The organism is Pseudomonas sp. F8002, from assembly GCF_013385495.1.
GTDB lineage: Bacteria > Pseudomonadota > Gammaproteobacteria > Pseudomonadales > Pseudomonadaceae > Aquipseudomonas.
In genome coordinates, this window is record NZ_JACAPW010000025.1 from 54216 (window position 1) to 69583 (window position 15368).

The 15368-nt window shown below is 58.7% G+C and carries 15 protein-coding genes; 4 read left to right on the forward strand and 11 right to left on the reverse strand.

All coding sequences use genetic code 11. The features are described 5' to 3' along the window. The first annotated feature begins 61 nt into the window (after positions 1 to 61). Positions 62 to 370 carry a ribosome assembly RNA-binding protein YhbY gene (yhbY, locus tag HX811_RS19345; RefSeq protein WP_003212205.1) on the forward strand — a complete coding sequence of 103 codons (309 nt, stop codon included), beginning with the start codon at positions 62 to 64 and terminating at the stop codon, positions 368 to 370. Positions 371 to 378: 8 nt separating this feature from the next. Here yhbY and HX811_RS19350 read toward each other — a convergent pair whose 3' ends face one another. The 8 genes from HX811_RS19350 to grpE form a co-directional block, all read right to left on the reverse strand. Next, a complete protein-coding gene (locus HX811_RS19350; protein ID WP_003212207.1) occupies positions 379 to 783 on the reverse strand; it encodes a hypothetical protein in 405 nt (134 codons plus the stop codon). A gap of 28 nt (positions 784 to 811) precedes the next feature. Beyond that, positions 812 to 1288: a transcription elongation factor GreA gene (gene greA, locus HX811_RS19355; RefSeq protein ID WP_003212209.1), complete on the reverse strand. Its 477-nt coding sequence runs from the start codon at positions 1286 to 1288 to the stop codon at positions 812 to 814. Continuing rightward, positions 1285 to 4506, reverse strand: coding sequence for a carbamoyl-phosphate synthase large subunit (gene carB, locus HX811_RS19360; RefSeq protein ID WP_003212212.1), 3222 nt, complete (start codon positions 4504 to 4506; stop codon positions 1285 to 1287). Before carB ends, greA begins: the two co-directional genes overlap by 4 nt. 105 nt (positions 4507 to 4611) lie before the next feature. Then, positions 4612 to 5748: a glutamine-hydrolyzing carbamoyl-phosphate synthase small subunit gene (carA, locus tag HX811_RS19365; protein WP_177046926.1), complete on the reverse strand. Its 1137-nt coding sequence runs from the start codon at positions 5746 to 5748 to the stop codon at positions 4612 to 4614. 259 nt (positions 5749 to 6007) lie between these two features. Next, entirely contained in the window at positions 6008 to 6814 is an 807-nt protein-coding gene (dapB, locus tag HX811_RS19370) for a 4-hydroxy-tetrahydrodipicolinate reductase (protein ID WP_003212216.1), read from the reverse strand. Positions 6815 to 6824: 10 nt separating this feature from the next. Beyond that, on the reverse strand, positions 6825 to 7949 hold the full coding sequence (gene dnaJ, locus HX811_RS19375) for a molecular chaperone DnaJ (RefSeq protein WP_003212219.1): 1125 nt from the start codon (positions 7947 to 7949) through the stop codon (positions 6825 to 6827). A gap of 316 nt (positions 7950 to 8265) precedes the next feature. Further along, the gene (dnaK, locus tag HX811_RS19380) at positions 8266 to 10182 is read right to left on the reverse strand and encodes a molecular chaperone DnaK (RefSeq protein WP_003212222.1); all 1917 of its coding nucleotides are present in this window, start codon (positions 10180 to 10182) and stop codon (positions 8266 to 8268) included. A 102-nt stretch (positions 10183 to 10284) separates the two neighbouring features. Further along, positions 10285 to 10845 (reverse strand): nucleotide exchange factor GrpE, encoded by a 561-nt coding sequence (gene grpE / locus HX811_RS19385; protein WP_003212224.1) that lies wholly within the window; start codon positions 10843 to 10845, stop codon positions 10285 to 10287. A 253-nt stretch (positions 10846 to 11098) separates the two neighbouring features. Between grpE and recN the strand changes: the two genes are divergently transcribed. Beyond that, positions 11099 to 12772, forward strand: coding sequence for a DNA repair protein RecN (gene recN, locus HX811_RS19390; RefSeq protein ID WP_008436836.1), 1674 nt, complete (start codon positions 11099 to 11101; stop codon positions 12770 to 12772). 96 nt (positions 12773 to 12868) lie between these two features. On the opposite strand, the gene fur is transcribed toward recN, so the two are convergent. After that, a complete protein-coding gene (gene fur, locus HX811_RS19395; protein WP_003212228.1) occupies positions 12869 to 13273 on the reverse strand; it encodes a ferric iron uptake transcriptional regulator in 405 nt (134 codons plus the stop codon). A gap of 98 nt (positions 13274 to 13371) precedes the next feature. Between fur and HX811_RS19400 the strand changes: the two genes are divergently transcribed. After that, positions 13372 to 13899 carry an outer membrane protein assembly factor BamE gene (locus tag HX811_RS19400; RefSeq protein ID WP_003212232.1) on the forward strand — a complete coding sequence of 176 codons (528 nt, stop codon included), beginning with the start codon at positions 13372 to 13374 and terminating at the stop codon, positions 13897 to 13899. Between the two features lie 62 nt (positions 13900 to 13961). Here the strand turns inward: HX811_RS19400 and HX811_RS19405 are convergent, their stop codons facing one another. After that, the gene (locus tag HX811_RS19405; RefSeq protein WP_003212234.1) at positions 13962 to 14276 is read right to left on the reverse strand and encodes an RnfH family protein; all 315 of its coding nucleotides are present in this window, start codon (positions 14274 to 14276) and stop codon (positions 13962 to 13964) included. After that, entirely contained in the window at positions 14269 to 14703 is a 435-nt protein-coding gene (locus HX811_RS19410) for a type II toxin-antitoxin system RatA family toxin (protein ID WP_003212236.1), read from the reverse strand. The genes HX811_RS19405 and HX811_RS19410 overlap by 8 nt, the downstream gene beginning before the upstream one ends. Positions 14704 to 14871: 168 nt before the next feature. On the opposite strand from HX811_RS19410, the gene smpB reads away from it, so the two are divergent. Next, on the forward strand, positions 14872 to 15354 hold the full coding sequence (gene smpB, locus HX811_RS19415) for an SsrA-binding protein SmpB (protein ID WP_003212238.1): 483 nt from the start codon (positions 14872 to 14874) through the stop codon (positions 15352 to 15354). The last annotated feature ends 14 nt before the right edge of the window (positions 15355 to 15368 follow it).

The window sequence follows — 15368 nt, forward strand, 5'->3', positions numbered from 1 at the left end:
CCGGACTCGCTCGGGTAAACTGGCCGCCGCTTTTTACAAGATCAGACGCAGGGGTCAGATTATGCCGCTCACTCAAGAGCAGAAGAAACAGTACAAATCCATTGGCCACCATCTGAAACCAGTTTTGATTGTGGCTGACAACGGTTTGACTGAAGGTGTGTTAGCCGAACTTGAACGCGCATTGGGCGATCACGAGCTAATCAAGATCAAGGTCAGCATCCTTGATCGCGAGGCGCGCCTGGCAGCTATTGCAGAACTGTGCAAGGCTGGCAAAGCGGACCTGGTTCAGGTCATCGGCAAGATGGCGCTGCTGTATCGCAAGAACTTCAGCGCCAACAAGCAACTGTCGAACGTACACCGCTTCAAGTGAAACAAGGGTCACGGGCGTGCTTCGCACGCCCTGCCACTCCATCCTGGCGCCGGCTGTACAACCAGCACCAACCCGGAAAACCCTAGCACAAGATAGCTGAACAGCTGCCAGCGCAACGCCTCCGGCAGAAAGATGCGCACCACGCAAAACATTGCGCACGCATACAGCGCCATCAACAGCAGTTGCCCGCGAATATCCCGCCACAGACTCCCCAAGCCTTCGGCCTTGATCAGCACCAGCGCCTGAAGCGTCACGCACGCCGCTGCAAAACCTACCAGCAACGCGCTTAATAATCCGCTGACCTCATCGATCAGCAACGGTGCCAGGCCAATCAGGCCCAGCGCCGGCAGCACACCAATATGTAACAGCCATAGGCCGCCAACCCAAAGCATCTGGGCAAACTGCCAAAGCATGGCGCCCGCACGAAGCGGGCGCCGCCTTTCAGATGTGACGAACTTCGACAATCTCGTACTCGATCACGCCACCAGGCGTCTTGACGGCCACCACGTCACCCTCTTCCTTGGCAATCAAGGCGCGGGCCAGCGGCGAACCGACGGAGATCTTGCCGAGTTTGAAGTCGGCCTCGTCTTCACCCACGATGTGGTACACCACGCTTTCGTCAGTCTCGACGTTGGCGATTTCCACGGTGGTGCCGAAAATCACCTTGCCGGTATGCGGGATAGTCGTGACGTCGATAACCACCGAATTCTGCAGGCGGCCTTCGATGTCACGGATCCGCGCCTCGACCATACCTTGCTGCTCGCGGGCAGCATGGTATTCAGCGTTTTCCTTCAGGTCACCCAATTCCCGGGCCGTACCGATGTCCTGGCTCAGCTTTGGACGGACGACCTTGGTCAGGTGGGCGTGCTCTTCTTCCAGGGCTTTTGCGCCCTGGACGGTCATTGGGTATTTGATCATGCCTTCAATCCTGCGTGTAGATCCTGCAAGCGACGCACGGTTTTTTCAGGACCGAACTTCAGCGCTTCGCAGATAGCTTCGCCAGCAGCAATGGTGGTGGTGCAGTAGATCTTGTGCTGCAAGGCGTTACGACGAATGGAGTAGGAGTCCGCGATCGACTGGCGACCTTCGGTGGTGTTGATGATCAGGGTGACTTCGTCATTCTTGATCATGTCGACCACGTGCGGACGGCCTTCCGTCACCTTGTTCACGCGACGCACTTTCAGGCCGGCAGCCTCGATCAGCTTGGCGGTCCCGGCAGTGGCCACGACTTCGAAGCCCAAGTTGATCAGATCACGGGCCACGCCTGCAACCAGCGGCTTGTCATCATCGCGCACGCTGATGAACGCAGTACCGCCGGTAGGCAGCACTTCGCTGGCGCCCATCTGGGCTTTGGCGAATGCTTCACCGAAGGTATCGCCCACGCCCATCACTTCACCGGTGGACTTCATCTCCGGGCCCAGGATCGGGTCCACACCAGGGAATTTGGCGAATGGGAACACCGCCTCTTTCACACTGTAGAAGTTCGGAATGATTTCCTTGGTGAAGCCGATTTCCTTCAAGGTCTTACCGGCCATCACACGGGCAGCAATCATTGCCAGGGAAACACCGATGCACTTGGAAACAAACGGCACGGTACGCGAGGCGCGCGGGTTGACTTCGATGACGTAGATGTCTTCGCCTTGCAGCGCCAACTGTACGTTCATCAGGCCGACCACGCCCAGCTCCAGGGCCATTTTCTTGACCTGTTCGCGCATCTCGTCCTGGATGTGTGCAGGCAGCGAGTATGGCGGCAGCGAGCAAGCGGAGTCACCGGAGTGAACGCCAGCCTGTTCGATGTGCTGCATGATCGCGCCGATCACCACGTCGGTGCCGTCGCAGACCGCATCCACGTCCATCTCGATAGCGCAGTTGAGGAAGTGGTCCAGCAGCACCGGGCTGTCGTTGGACACTTTCACCGCATCACGCAGGTAACGCTTGAGTTCGTCTTCTTCGTAGACGATTTCCATCGCCCGGCCACCCAGTACGTAGGACGGACGCACCACCAGCGGGTAACCAATCTTGCTGGCCGCGCGGATCGCTTCGTCTTCGCTGCGCACAGTGGCGTTTGGCGGCTGACGCAGGTTCAGGCGCTCAACCATCTGCTGGAAGCGCTCACGGTCTTCGGCACGGTCGATAGCGTCAGGGCTGGTACCGATGATCGGCACGCCAGCAGCTTCAAGTGCGCGAGCCAGTTTCAACGGGGTTTGGCCGCCGTACTGGACGATCACGCCTTTTGGCTTCTCGACACGGCAGATTTCCAGTACGTCTTCCAGGGTTACCGGCTCGAAGTACAGACGGTCGGAAGTGTCGTAGTCAGTAGAAACAGTTTCCGGGTTGCAGTTGACCATGATGGTCTCGTACCCGTCTTCGCGCAGGGCGAGAGCGGCGTGTACGCAGCAATAATCGAACTCGATGCCTTGGCCGATACGGTTTGGACCGCCGCCCAGGATCATGATCTTGTCGCGGCCCGACGGCGCGGCTTCGCACTCTTCCTCGTAGGTGGAGTACATGTATGCAGTGTCGGTGGCGAACTCGGCCGCACAGGTATCAACGCGCTTGTAGACCGGGAAGATGTCCAGCTTGTGGCGATGGGTGCGCAGGTTCTTCTCGGTCACGCCCAGCAGCTTGGCCAAACGCATGTCGGAGAAGCCTTTGCGCTTGAGGCGGAACATCAGGTCGCGGTCGATGGAGGACAGACCGAGGGTCTTGACCTTCTCTTCTTCCTTGATCAGATCTTCGATCTGTACCAGGAACCATGGGTCGATCATGTTCATGCCGAAGATGTCTTCGACGGTCATGCCGGCGCGGAAAGCATCGGCCACGTACCAGATACGCTCGGCACCCGGCACGGTCAGCTCGCGCTTGAGCACGCTCATGCTTTCCGGGTTGCTCAGGTCGAGCTTCTCGTCCAGACCGCAAACGCCCACTTCCAGGCCGCGCAGGGCTTTCTGCAGGGACTCCTGGAAGGTCCGGCCGATGGCCATGACTTCACCAACCGACTTCATCTGAGTGGTCAGGCGGGCGTCGGCTTTCGGGAATTTCTCGAAAGCGAAGCGTGGCAGCTTGGTGACGACGTAATCGATCGACGGCTCGAAGGAAGCCGGTGTTGCGCCGCCGGTGATTTCGTTCTGCAGCTCGTCCAGGGTGTAACCGATCGCCAGCTTGGCGGCGATGCGCGCAATCGGGAAGCCGGTAGCTTTCGATGCCAGCGCCGAAGAACGCGATACACGCGGGTTCATCTCGATCACAACCATGCGGCCAGTGTCCGGGCAGATGCCGAACTGGACGTTGGAGCCACCGGTTTCCACGCCGATCTCACGCAATACCGCCAACGAGGCGTTACGCATGATCTGGTATTCCTTGTCCGTCAGGGTCTGTGCCGGCGCAACGGTGATCGAGTCACCGGTGTGCACGCCCATCGGGTCGAAGTTTTCGATCGAGCAGACGATGATGCAGTTGTCCTTCTTATCGCGGACAACCTCCATCTCATATTCTTTCCAGCCGATCAGGGATTCGTCGATCAGCAGCTCTTTGGTCGGAGACAGGTCCAGGCCGCGGGCGCAGATTTCTTCGAACTCTTCACGGTTGTAAGCGATACCGCCGCCGGTGCCGCCCATGGTGAAGGACGGACGGATGATGCACGGGAAGCCCAGGCGCTCCAGGACCGCGTTGGCCTCTTCCATGCTGTGGGCGATACCGGAACGCGGGCAATCAAGGCCGATGGACTTCATGGCCTTGTCGAAACGCGAACGGTCTTCAGCCTTGTCGATGGTGTCGGCATTGGCGCCGATCATCTCTACGCCGAACTTCTCCAGGACGCCTTCGCGCTCCAGGTCCAGTGCGCAGTTCAGGGCGGTCTGGCCACCCATGGTTGGCAGCAGGGCGTCCGGACGCTCTTTCTCGATGATCTTGGCAACGGTCTGCCACTTGATCGGCTCGATGTAGGTGGCGTCGGCCATGTCCGGGTCGGTCATGATGGTGGCCGGGTTGGAGTTCACCAGGATGACGCGGTAGCCCTCTTCGCGCAGGGCTTTACAGGCCTGGGCGCCGGAGTAGTCGAATTCGCAGGCCTGGCCGATCACGATCGGGCCAGCGCCGAGAATCAGGATGCTTTTTATGTCTGTACGTTTTGGCATGGGTTTGTCACTCAAATCCGCAGGTCAGTCGGCAAGCCGTCTTGAACAATCTTTGAAGAGCCCGAGGGGGCCGCCGGTTTCCCGGGCCGCCCTCAGGCCGCTCAGTTAGCGTCGCTTGGCCATCTCATTGATGAAACGGTCGAACAGCGGCGCTACGTCGTTCGGGCCCGGGCTTGCTTCAGGGTGGCCCTGGAAGCTGAACGCGCTCTTGTCGGTGCGCTCGATACCTTGCAGGGAACCGTCGAACAGCGACTTGTGAATCGCCCGGACGTTGCCCGGCAGCGTCGCTTCATCCACCGCAAAACCGTGGTTCTGGCTGGTGATCATCACGACGCCAGTGTCCAGGTCTTGCACCGGGTGGTTGGCACCGTGGTGGCCGTGACCCATTTTCAGGGTCTTGGCGCCGGAAGCCAGGGCCAGCAACTGGTGGCCGAGGCAGATGCCGAATACCGGGATCTCGGTTTCCAGCACTTCCTTGATCGCCTTGATGGCGTAGTCGCAAGGCTCCGGGTCACCCGGGCCGTTGGACAGGAACACGCCGTCCGGCTGCAGGGCCAGTACGTCGTTGGCCGGGGTCTGCGCAGGCACCACGGTCACGCGGCAACCGCGCTCGACCAGCATGCGCAGGATGTTGTGCTTGATACCGTAGTCGTAGGCCACGACGTGGTACGGCAGTTCGGAAGCTTCGATGGTCGCGTGGCTGTCGGTCTTCAAGTCCCAGACGGTGGAGCGCCACTCGTACGTTTCCTTGGTGCTGACGACTTTCGCCAGATCCATGCCTTTCAGGCCAGCGAAACCTTGGGCCGCTGCAATCGCTGCTTCTTCGGAGATGTTGTCACCGGCCATGATGCAGCCGTTCTGCGAGCCTTTTTCACGCAGGATGCGTGTCAGGCGACGCGTATCGATACCGGCGATCGCCACAACGTTGTTGGCTTTCAGGTAATCGGACAGGGACATCGTGTTACGCCAGTTGCTCGCTACCAGTGGCAGGTCACGAATGACCAGGCCAGCCGACCAGACACGATCAGACTCGGCGTCTTCCGGTGTAGTACCGGTGTTGCCGATGTGCGGATAGGTCAGGGTAACGATCTGTTGGGCGTAGGAAGGATCAGTAAGGATTTCCTGATAGCCGGTCATGGCGGTGTTGAACACCACCTCTCCAACGGTCTGACCGTCGGCTCCAATGGCTTCGCCGCGAAAAATGCTGCCATCAGCAAGGGCGAGTATGGCTGGCTTAGTCAAGAAGACCTCCCGTAAATAAAGCCTGAAAGGGCGATCGCAGGTTGTAAAAAAGCGGAGTGACGTATGGACACGTCACCCCGCTTCTTCACTGAATTATTCTGCGCGCTTTTAGTGGACACACTAAAGCTGTAGCTTACAGAAAAAGGCTTTTTTGGTCCACCGCTAATGAGCCTTAAAGGCAGGGGAATGCGACAGGACGTCGCCTAGCGGGTAAAAACGGGGCCTCAGCATATTCCTGAGACCCCGTTTTAGCTACTTCTTAATGCAGGTCCAGCACGTCGCGCATGTCGTACAGGGCCGGCGCACGACCCTCCAGCCACAGCGCCGCACGTACGGCACCCTTGGCGAACGTCATGCGGCTCGAGGCCTTGTGGGTGATCTCAAGACGCTCACCCTCGGTTGCGAACAACACCGTGTGATCGCCCACCACATCACCGCCGCGAACGGTGGCAAAACCGATGGTGTCGTGAGCGCGGGCACCGGTGTGACCTTCGCGACCGTACACCGCCACCTTCGACAGGTCCCGCCCGAGAGCATCGGCAATCGCCTCGCCCATACGCAATGCCGTACCGGACGGCGCATCGATCTTGTGCCGGTGATGAGTCTCGATGATCTCGATGTCAGCCTCATCACCCATCACGCGCGCCGCCATGTCGAGCAGCTTCAGCGACAGATTGACGCCAACGCTGAAATTGGCCGCGAACACGATTGGAATATCCTTGCCCGCCTCCACCAGCAGCTGCTTTTGCTCGGCGCTCAGGCCCGTTGTGCCGATCACCATGGCCTTGCCCGCCTTGCGGCAGAACGCCAGGTTTTTCAGCATCACGTCCGGCAGGGTGAAATCGATCAGCACGTCGAACTCGTCGGCAACCTGCTCCAGATTGCCGGACAACGAAACGCCGATCCGCCCCAGGGACGCCAACTCACCGGCGTCCGCACCAATCAAGGTGCTGCCGGGACGAACAATCGCCGCCGTCAGCCCGGAGGCCGGCGAGCGCGCCTGCACGGCCTCGACCAGGGTCTTGCCCATGCGCCCGGCAGCGCCCATCACCGCGATACGTCGCATACTCACTTCCTTACAGGTCGCCGAAGAAGCGCTTCACGCCTTCGAACCAGCCGGTGGTCTTTGGCGAATGAGTGTCATCGCCGGCCAGGGAGCTGCGGAACTCTTCCAGCAGTTCGCGCTGACGACGCCCCAGGTTCACCGGCGTCTCTACCGCCACACGGCACATCAGGTCACCAGCACCGCCACCGCGCACCGGCGCAACGCCTTTGCCACGGATACGGAATTGCTTGCCGGTCTGCGTACCCTCAGGGATCTTCAGCTTGACCCGACCGTCCAGCGTCGGAATCTCAAGCTCGCCACCCAGGGCCGCATCGACAAAGCTGATCGGCACTTCACAGAACAAATGCTTGCCGTCGCGCTGGAAGATCGAGTGCTCGCGCACATTGATCACCACGTACAGGTCGCCCGTCGGGCCGCCCTGAGTGCCCGCCTCGCCTTCGCCCGACAGACGAATGCGGTCGCCGGTATCAACACCCGCCGGCACTTTCACCGAGAGGGTCTTGTACTCTTCGACACGCCCTTCGCCGTGGCACGAGTCGCACGGATCGGAAATGATCTTGCCCTGGCCGTGGCAGCGCGGGCAGGTTTGCTGCACCGAGAAGAAGCCTTGCTGCATGCGTACCTGGCCGATACCGCCGCAAGTCGGGCAAGTGATCGGCGAGGAGCCTTTCTTGGCGCCCGAACCGTCGCACGGCTTGCAGTTGACCAGCGTCGGAACACGGATATTGACGCTGGTGCCGCGCACCGCTTCTTCCAGGTTCAGCTCTAGGGTGTAGCGCAGGTCGCTGCCACGCTGGGCACCGCCACGCTGGCCACCGCGGCCGCCGCCAAAGAAGTCGCTGAACACGTCGCCGAAAATATCGGAGAAGTTCTGCCCACCGAAACCGGCACCGCCGCCACCCATGCTTGGGTCGACACCGGCATGGCCATACTGATCGTAAGCGGCGCGCTTGTTCGGATCACACAGGCATTCGTAGGCCTCATTGGCCTCTTTGAACAGCTCTTCGGATTCTTTGCTATCCGGATTACGGTCCGGGTGGTGCTTCATTGCCAGACGACGGTAAGCCTTTTTCAGGTCCGCTTCGCTGGAGCCGCGCTCCACACCCAACACTTCGTAATAGTCACGCTTTGCCATAAGTCTTTGCACTCTTAAGGACGTCCGGCAAAACCCTCCTGAGCCTTGCCAAACTCGTTGAGCCCCAATACAGGCCCGGACCCAACTCACGTCAATTCAACGATCCTGGTCGTTACTGCTTTCAACCGGAAACCGGCCAAAAACGCGGTGACTGTCGTCCGGAAAGCAGGAGCATTCCCGATCACACCGCCAGCATCCGAGCGTTGTCGCATGCTGTAAAAATTCGCGTACCCCAGACACGCCAACGCGGGAGCAAGCTCCCGCGCGGCGACATCCTACCAGTCACCGCTTGTGAGCGGTCAACCGGGCGACCAAGTTACTTCTGGTCTTTGACTTCTTCGAACTCGGCATCGACAACATCGTCGTGCTTGGCTTCAGGTTCTGCCTGGTGTGCAGCACCATCAGCCGGCTGGCCTTGTTCGGCGTACATTTTCTGAGCGACTGGTGCGGAGACCTTCGACAGCTCCTCAACCTTGGCTTCGATGGCAGCCTTGTCGTCGCCTTTAACGGCGGCTTCCAGAGCGACCACTGCAGCTTCGATTGCAGTTTTCTCTTCGGCAGTCACTTTGTCGCCAGCATCAGCGATCATTTTGCGAGTCGAGTGAACCAGTGCATCACCCTGGTTACGGGCAGCGGCCAGTTCTTCGAACTTGCGGTCCTCGTCAGCGTTGGCTTCAGCGTCACGGATCATCTGCTGGATTTCTTCCTCGGACAGACCCGAGTTAGCCTTGATCACGATCGACTGAGTCTTGCCGGTGGCCTTGTCTTTGGCGCCTACGTGCAGAATGCCGTTGGCGTCGATGTCGAAGGTCACTTCAATTTGTGGCACGCCACGTGGTGCTGGTGGAATCTCGGCCAGGTCGAACTTGCCCAGGGACTTGTTCTGACCGGCTTGCTTACGCTCACCTTGCAGCACGTGAATGGTCACGGCGCCCTGGTTGTCGTCGGCAGTCGAGAACACTTGCGATTTCTTGGTAGGAATCGTGGTGTTTTTCTCGATCAGCGCAGTCATCACGCCGCCCATGGTTTCGATACCCAGGGTCAGCGGGCTTACGTCCAGCAGCAGAACGTCTTTCACGTCGCCGGCCAATACCGCGCCCTGGATGGCAGCACCCATGGCAACTGCTTCGTCCGGGTTCACGTCTTTACGCGCTTCTTTACCGAAGAACTCGGTCACCAGCTTCTGAACCAGTGGCATACGGGTCTGACCGCCCACCAGGATCACGTCGTTGATCGCGCCAACGTCGATACCCGAGTCTTTCAGCGCAATGCGGCAAGGCTCGATGGTGCGTTGAACCAGGTCTTCTACCAGCGCTTCCAGCTTGGCGCGGGAGATTTTCACGTTCAAGTGCTTAGGACCGGTAGCGTCTGCAGTGATGTACGGCAGGTTCACGTCGGTCGAATTGCTCGAAGACAGTTCGATCTTGGCTTTCTCAGCGGCTTCTTTCAGGCGCTGCATGGCCAGCGGGTCACCCTTGAGGTTCATGCCGCTTTCTTTCTTGAATTCGTCAACGAGGTAGTCGATCAGACGAATGTCAAAGTCTTCACCGCCCAGGAACGTGTCACCGTTGGTGGCCAACACTTCGAACTGGTGCTCGCCATCGACTTCAGCGATTTCGATTACGGAAACGTCGAAGGTACCGCCACCCAGGTCGTAAACGATCACAGTGTGGTCGCCCTTGGCCTTGTCCATACCGTAGGCCAGAGCGGCTGCGGTTGGTTCGTTGATGATACGTTTCACGTCCAGGCCAGCAATACGGCCGGCGTCTTTGGTCGCCTGGCGCTGGCTGTCGTTGAAGTAGGCCGGAACGGTGATCACCGCTTCAGTCACGGCTTCACCGAGGTAGTCTTCGGCGGTTTTCTTCATCTTTTTCAAGATTTCAGCCGAGATTTGTGGCGGCGACATTTTCTGGCCGTTCACTTCAACCCAGGCGTCACCGTTGTCAGCCTTGGCGATTTTGTACGGGACCATCTTGATGTCTTTCTGTACGACTTCTTCGTCGAACTTACGACCGATCAGACGCTTCACCGCGTACAGGGTGTTATGCGGATTGGTCACAGCTTGACGCTTGGCGGACTGGCCCACCAGGATTTCGCCGTCGTTGGCATAAGCCACGATGGACGGAGTAGTGCGTGCGCCTTCGGCGTTTTCAATAACTTTGGATACGCCGTTTTCCAGCACGGAGACGCAGGAGTTGGTAGTCCCCAGGTCGATACCGATAATTTTGCCCATGATTTACTCTCCCGAAACTTAGATTTTTTTGCCGCAGCAGTGGTGGCTAACTGCGGCAGTACTTAAACGCTTGACTTATAGATGGGGCCGTTACGACTTATTTCAAGCCTGCTCATCAATAGAAGGTGCAACCGGTGCAGGAGCCTTGCTCACCACAACCATTGCCGGGCGCAGCAAGCGACCATTGAGCTGGTAACCCTTCTGGAACACCTTCAATACGCTGTTCGGCTCAAGATCAGCGTTTTCCTGCATCGCCATTGCCTGGTGATGCTCGGCATTGAACGGCTCGCCGCCTTGCGGATCGATGGCTTCCAGCTGATAACGCTTCAGGGTGTCCTGGAACATTTTCAGGGTCAGTTCGATCCCTTCGCGCATTGGGCGGATGTTTTCGTCGTCCGGGTTGGACAGCTCAAGGCCACGCTCCAGGCTGTCGATGATCGGCAACAGATCACCGGCAAATTTTTCCAGGGCGAATTTGTGAGCTTTTTCTACATCCTGCTCGGCGCGGCGGCGGACGTTCTGCAGATCGGCGGCAACACGCAACGATTGATCCTGTGCGCCTGCCAATTGCTCTTCGAGCACTTGCACACGAGCGGCCAGGTCTTCACCTGCGGCCTGGTTGGCGTCTGGATTTTGCGTATCCTGCGTCTGTTCGTCAGCCATAGATTTCTCCTTTCAAAATCATGCGCGAACTCGACTCGCGCTTCTGTTCCGGTATATGGGGCCACAATTTTCAGGTTCAAGGGTTGAGGCGTTACCAAAAGTCTTTCACTTGTCCTGGATCAATTCTTATCAATCATTCCCTGTTGCGCTTAAAAAGCGATTTATTCAAGCAAATCGGACTAAGCATCAGGATTGTCACCTCCAAACAAAACACTGTATAAATAACCAGACCTAAAGCCTGGGAGCGGCCGTCATGCTGGTGCACCTGTCCGTACATAACTACGCCATCGTTGAACATCTGGATCTTGAACTGGATCGCGGGATGAGCGTAATCACAGGCGAAACCGGCGCCGGCAAGTCGATCATGCTCGACGCCCTGGGCCTGACCCTGGGTGATCGCGCCGACAGCGGGGTGGTACGCCCGGGCGCCGACAAGGCCGACATCCTCGCCACCTTTGACCTGGCCGATATCCCGGAAGCCGAGGCCTGGCTTGCCGAGCGCGACCTTAACAATGAAGGCCCGTGCATCCTGCGCCGGGTGATCACGGCCGAAGGGCGCTCCCGCGGCTATATAAATGGCACGCCCTGCCCGCTCGGCGACCTGAAAGCCCTCGGCGAACTGCTGATCGATATCCACAGCCAGCATGAACACCAGTCCCTGCTGAAAACCGACACCCATCGCCGACTCCTCGACGAGTACGCCGGCGCCACGGACCTTGCGCGCCAAGTGCAACTGGCCGCGCAACGCTGGCGCCAGACCCGCCAGGAGCTGGAGCGCCTCTCCAACTCCGGCGACGAGCAGCGCGCCCGTCACCAGTTACTCAGCTACCAACTGGAAGAACTGGAAAGCCTGGGGCTCGGCGAGACGGAACTGGAGCAACTGGAACAGGAACACAAGAACCTGACCAACGCCGAAACCCTGCTGGGTATCTGCCGGCAAGTGGTGGAGCAGTGCAGCGAAAGTGATTCCGGCAATGTGCTCAACGCCCTGACTGCCAGCCTGAACCGACTGTCCAGCGTGAATAACGCATCAGGCTCGCTGAACGAAGCCACCACCTTGCTGACCAGCGCGCAAATCCAGGTAGAAGAAGCCGTGGGCGAACTGAACCGTTTCCTCGATCACTTCGATGCCGACCCAGCCCGCCTGCAGGATATAGAAGAGCGCCTGGACACCATCTACACCCTGGCGCGCAAACACCGGATCCAGCCGACCGAAGTCGCAACCATGCAGCAAAAGCTGCTGGATGAAATTGAAACCCTGAACGCCAACGACGAATCCATCGAGCGACTGGGTGAAGAGCTGGCGTCCTTTGCTCGCCATTATCACGAGAAAGCCCGAGAACTCAGCGACCTGCGCCATCAGGCAGCGACCGGCCTGGCCAGCGCGGTGGAGCAGGAAATCCAGCGCCTGGGCATGCCCGGCGGGCGCTTCACCATCGAGTTGCACACTAACACCAGCAATGAACTGCTGCCCAACGGCCTTGAACAGGTAGAACTGCTGGTCAGCGCGAACCCGGGCCAGCCACTCAAGGCACTGGCAAAGGTAGCTTCCGGCGGCGAGCTGTCGCGGATCAGCCTGGCGATTCAGGTGATCACCGCCCAGACCTCTCGCGTGCCAACACTGGTATTCGATGAAGTGGACGTAGGGATCGGCGGCCCGACTGCCGAGATCGTGGGCCAGTTGCTGCGCCGGCTGGGCGATCGCGGCCAGGTACTGACCGTTACCCACTTGCCACAAGTAGCTGCCCAAGGGCATCAGCACTTGTTCGTGCACAAGGTGCGAGGCAGCGATGCGACCCATACCGCCGTGTCCAAGCTGAACAAGACCGAACGGGTAGAAGAAGTGGCGCGGATGCTCGGCGGCATCGACTTGACCAAGGAGTCCTTGGCTCACGCGAAGAAAATGGTGGTAACCGCGAAGGCCTGAAGCCTGGCTTACTGAGTATTTTCTTTCTATAGAAAGCACGAAGGCGACCCTAGGGTCGCCTTCGATCGTTTCGCAGAGCGAATCTGCGTAGCTTTCTTACTTTTTCTTACGTATGTAGAGAACCAGATTGTGGTCCACCAAATCGAATCCATGCTGCTCAGCGATCATGTGCTGGAGCTTCTCGATTTCCGGACTGGTGAACTCGATAACCTCATTGGTATCCAGGTCAACCATGTGGTCGTGATGACCGCCGTCGGCCAGTTCGAACACTGCATGACCGCCGTCGAAATTATGACGAACCACCAGTCCTGCTGCTTCAAACTGGGTCAGAACACGGTAAACCGTGGCCAGGCCGACGTCCTCGTTAGACTCCATCAGCGCCTTGTATACATCCTCGGCACTCATGTGGCGCTGCTCAGCAGAATCGAGCATTTGTAGAATCTTGACTCGTGGCAGAGTCACTTTAAGACCGGCTTTGCGTAGTTCGCTATTTTCAACCATGGTTAGCTTTCTCGCGGATGCTGCTTCGCAGCTTCTCTTAATACGGGTATGATCGGCGTTTACGTTGTCCCAGCCAAGATAGTGGAAGTCGCCCACCGATGCAAAACACCAAGCTCTTGCTAACCAGTTTCACCTTTGTGGGACTGCTCGCACTCGCCGGTTGTTCATTCCCCGGGGTTTACAAAATCGACATCCAGCAGGGCAATGTCGTCACGCAGGACATGATAGACCAGTTACGCCCGGGAATGACCCGACGGCAAGTACGGTTTATCATGGGCAATCCCCTGCTGACCGACACATTCCATGCCGATCGCTGGGATTATCTCTATAGCATCCAACCTGGTGGCGGTGAACGCCAGCAGGAGCGGGTCAGTGTCATCTTCAATGGCAATGACCAGCTCGTCAGCCTGTCGGGGGACTTCAAACCGGGCGTAAGCCGCGATGAAGCCTTGCTGGGCAAGGACAACGGCACCACCGCTCCTGCGCCCGCGCAGAACGAGGAGAAGCCCAAGTCCGAGGTACCGGCCAAGCCCGGCTCCTTGCTGGACGAGATCCAGAAGGGCGTCGACGGCGTACAAACCGTTCCGGTGCCGACTCCAGAACCCCTGGATGCCAGCCCGCAATAAGTTTGCAGCGCTCGATAAAAAGCCCGGCATGCCGGGCTTTTTGTTGCCTGCTGTTTCGCAAGCTATGAATTCTGCTGCTTTGCCTTGGCAGCCTTGGCCGCACGCAAGCGACGTATCTCCATCGGATCTGCGAGCAATGGCCGATAGATCTCGATTCGGTCTCCAGCCTGCACCACACGCACGTCAGCGTCTGCCACCACCTTGCCGAAAATCCCCAAGGGGCAATCCTGCAGATTCAGCTCCGGAAATTGCGCAGCCATCCCCGAGCCCAACGCTGCAGCCCTGAGGGTTGAGCCCGGCGCTACTGCCAGGCTCATCAACACCTGGCGATCCACCGCGGCGTACACCACCTCGATTTCAACCAATGGCTCAGCCATGCATTTGCTTGGCGCGCTGGCAAAACGCGTCCACCAGAGTATTGGCCGCCTGATTGAACAGTGGCCCCAGGGTGGCACGCACGATAGGGCCGGCATAGTCGAACGACAGGTCCAGGCTGATCTTGCAGGCTTTCTCGTTCAACGCCTTGAACACCCACACACCGTGCAACTGAGTGAACGGACCTTCTTCGAGATTCATCTCGATGGACTGCCCGGGCACCAGCGTGTTGCGCGTGACAAAGTGCTGGCTCAAGCCGCCCTTTGCCACCCCCACGCTGGCAACCATGTGCTCATCACTGCTCTCCAACACCTCGGCAGTCGAACACCAAGGCAGGAACTCCGGGTAACGCGCCACGTCGTTGACCAGGTCATAGAGCGCCTGTGCCGGATAAGGCAGCAGGGCCGAACGTTGAATATGCGTCGTCATGTGAGCGTTATTTCCACAGCTGAGCGGCAAACATCGCGAAAGGACAACAGGATTCGCGAAAGAAAAAAATCAAAAACCAGCCTGCATTGTCCGGGATTCATTCAACACGCTCAAGCACGCAGGTTGACCGTAGCCGACGCGCTCGCAACTCCCTATAATGCCGCCCCTATGGCTAAACAAAAGAAACACCCAACAGGGACCATCGCGCAAAATAAAAAGGCGCGACACGATTACTTCATCGAACATCGTTTCGAGGCTGGTCTGGTCCTGGCCGGCTGGGAAGTAAAAAGTCTGCGTGCCAGCAAGCTGCAGCTGGTCGACAGTTATGTGCTGCTCAAAGACGGCGAGGCATGGCTGCTCGGCAGTCATATCACGCCGCTGATGACCGCCAGCACCCACGTGATCGCCGACCCGGTGCGCACGCGCAAGCTGTTGCTCAATGCCCGCGAGCTTGAAAAGCTCCACGCCGCCGTGCAGCAAAAGGGCTACGCCTGTGTCTGCCTGTCGTGGTACTGGAGCAAGCACCTGGTCAAGTGCGAGATCGCACTGGGCAAGGGCAAGAAGGAATACGACAAGCGTGATACCGAGCGCGAGCGCGATTCCAACCGGGAATTGCAGCGTGCCGTGCGCAACAAGGGCAAGGAAGACTGACTTTCTTGTGACTT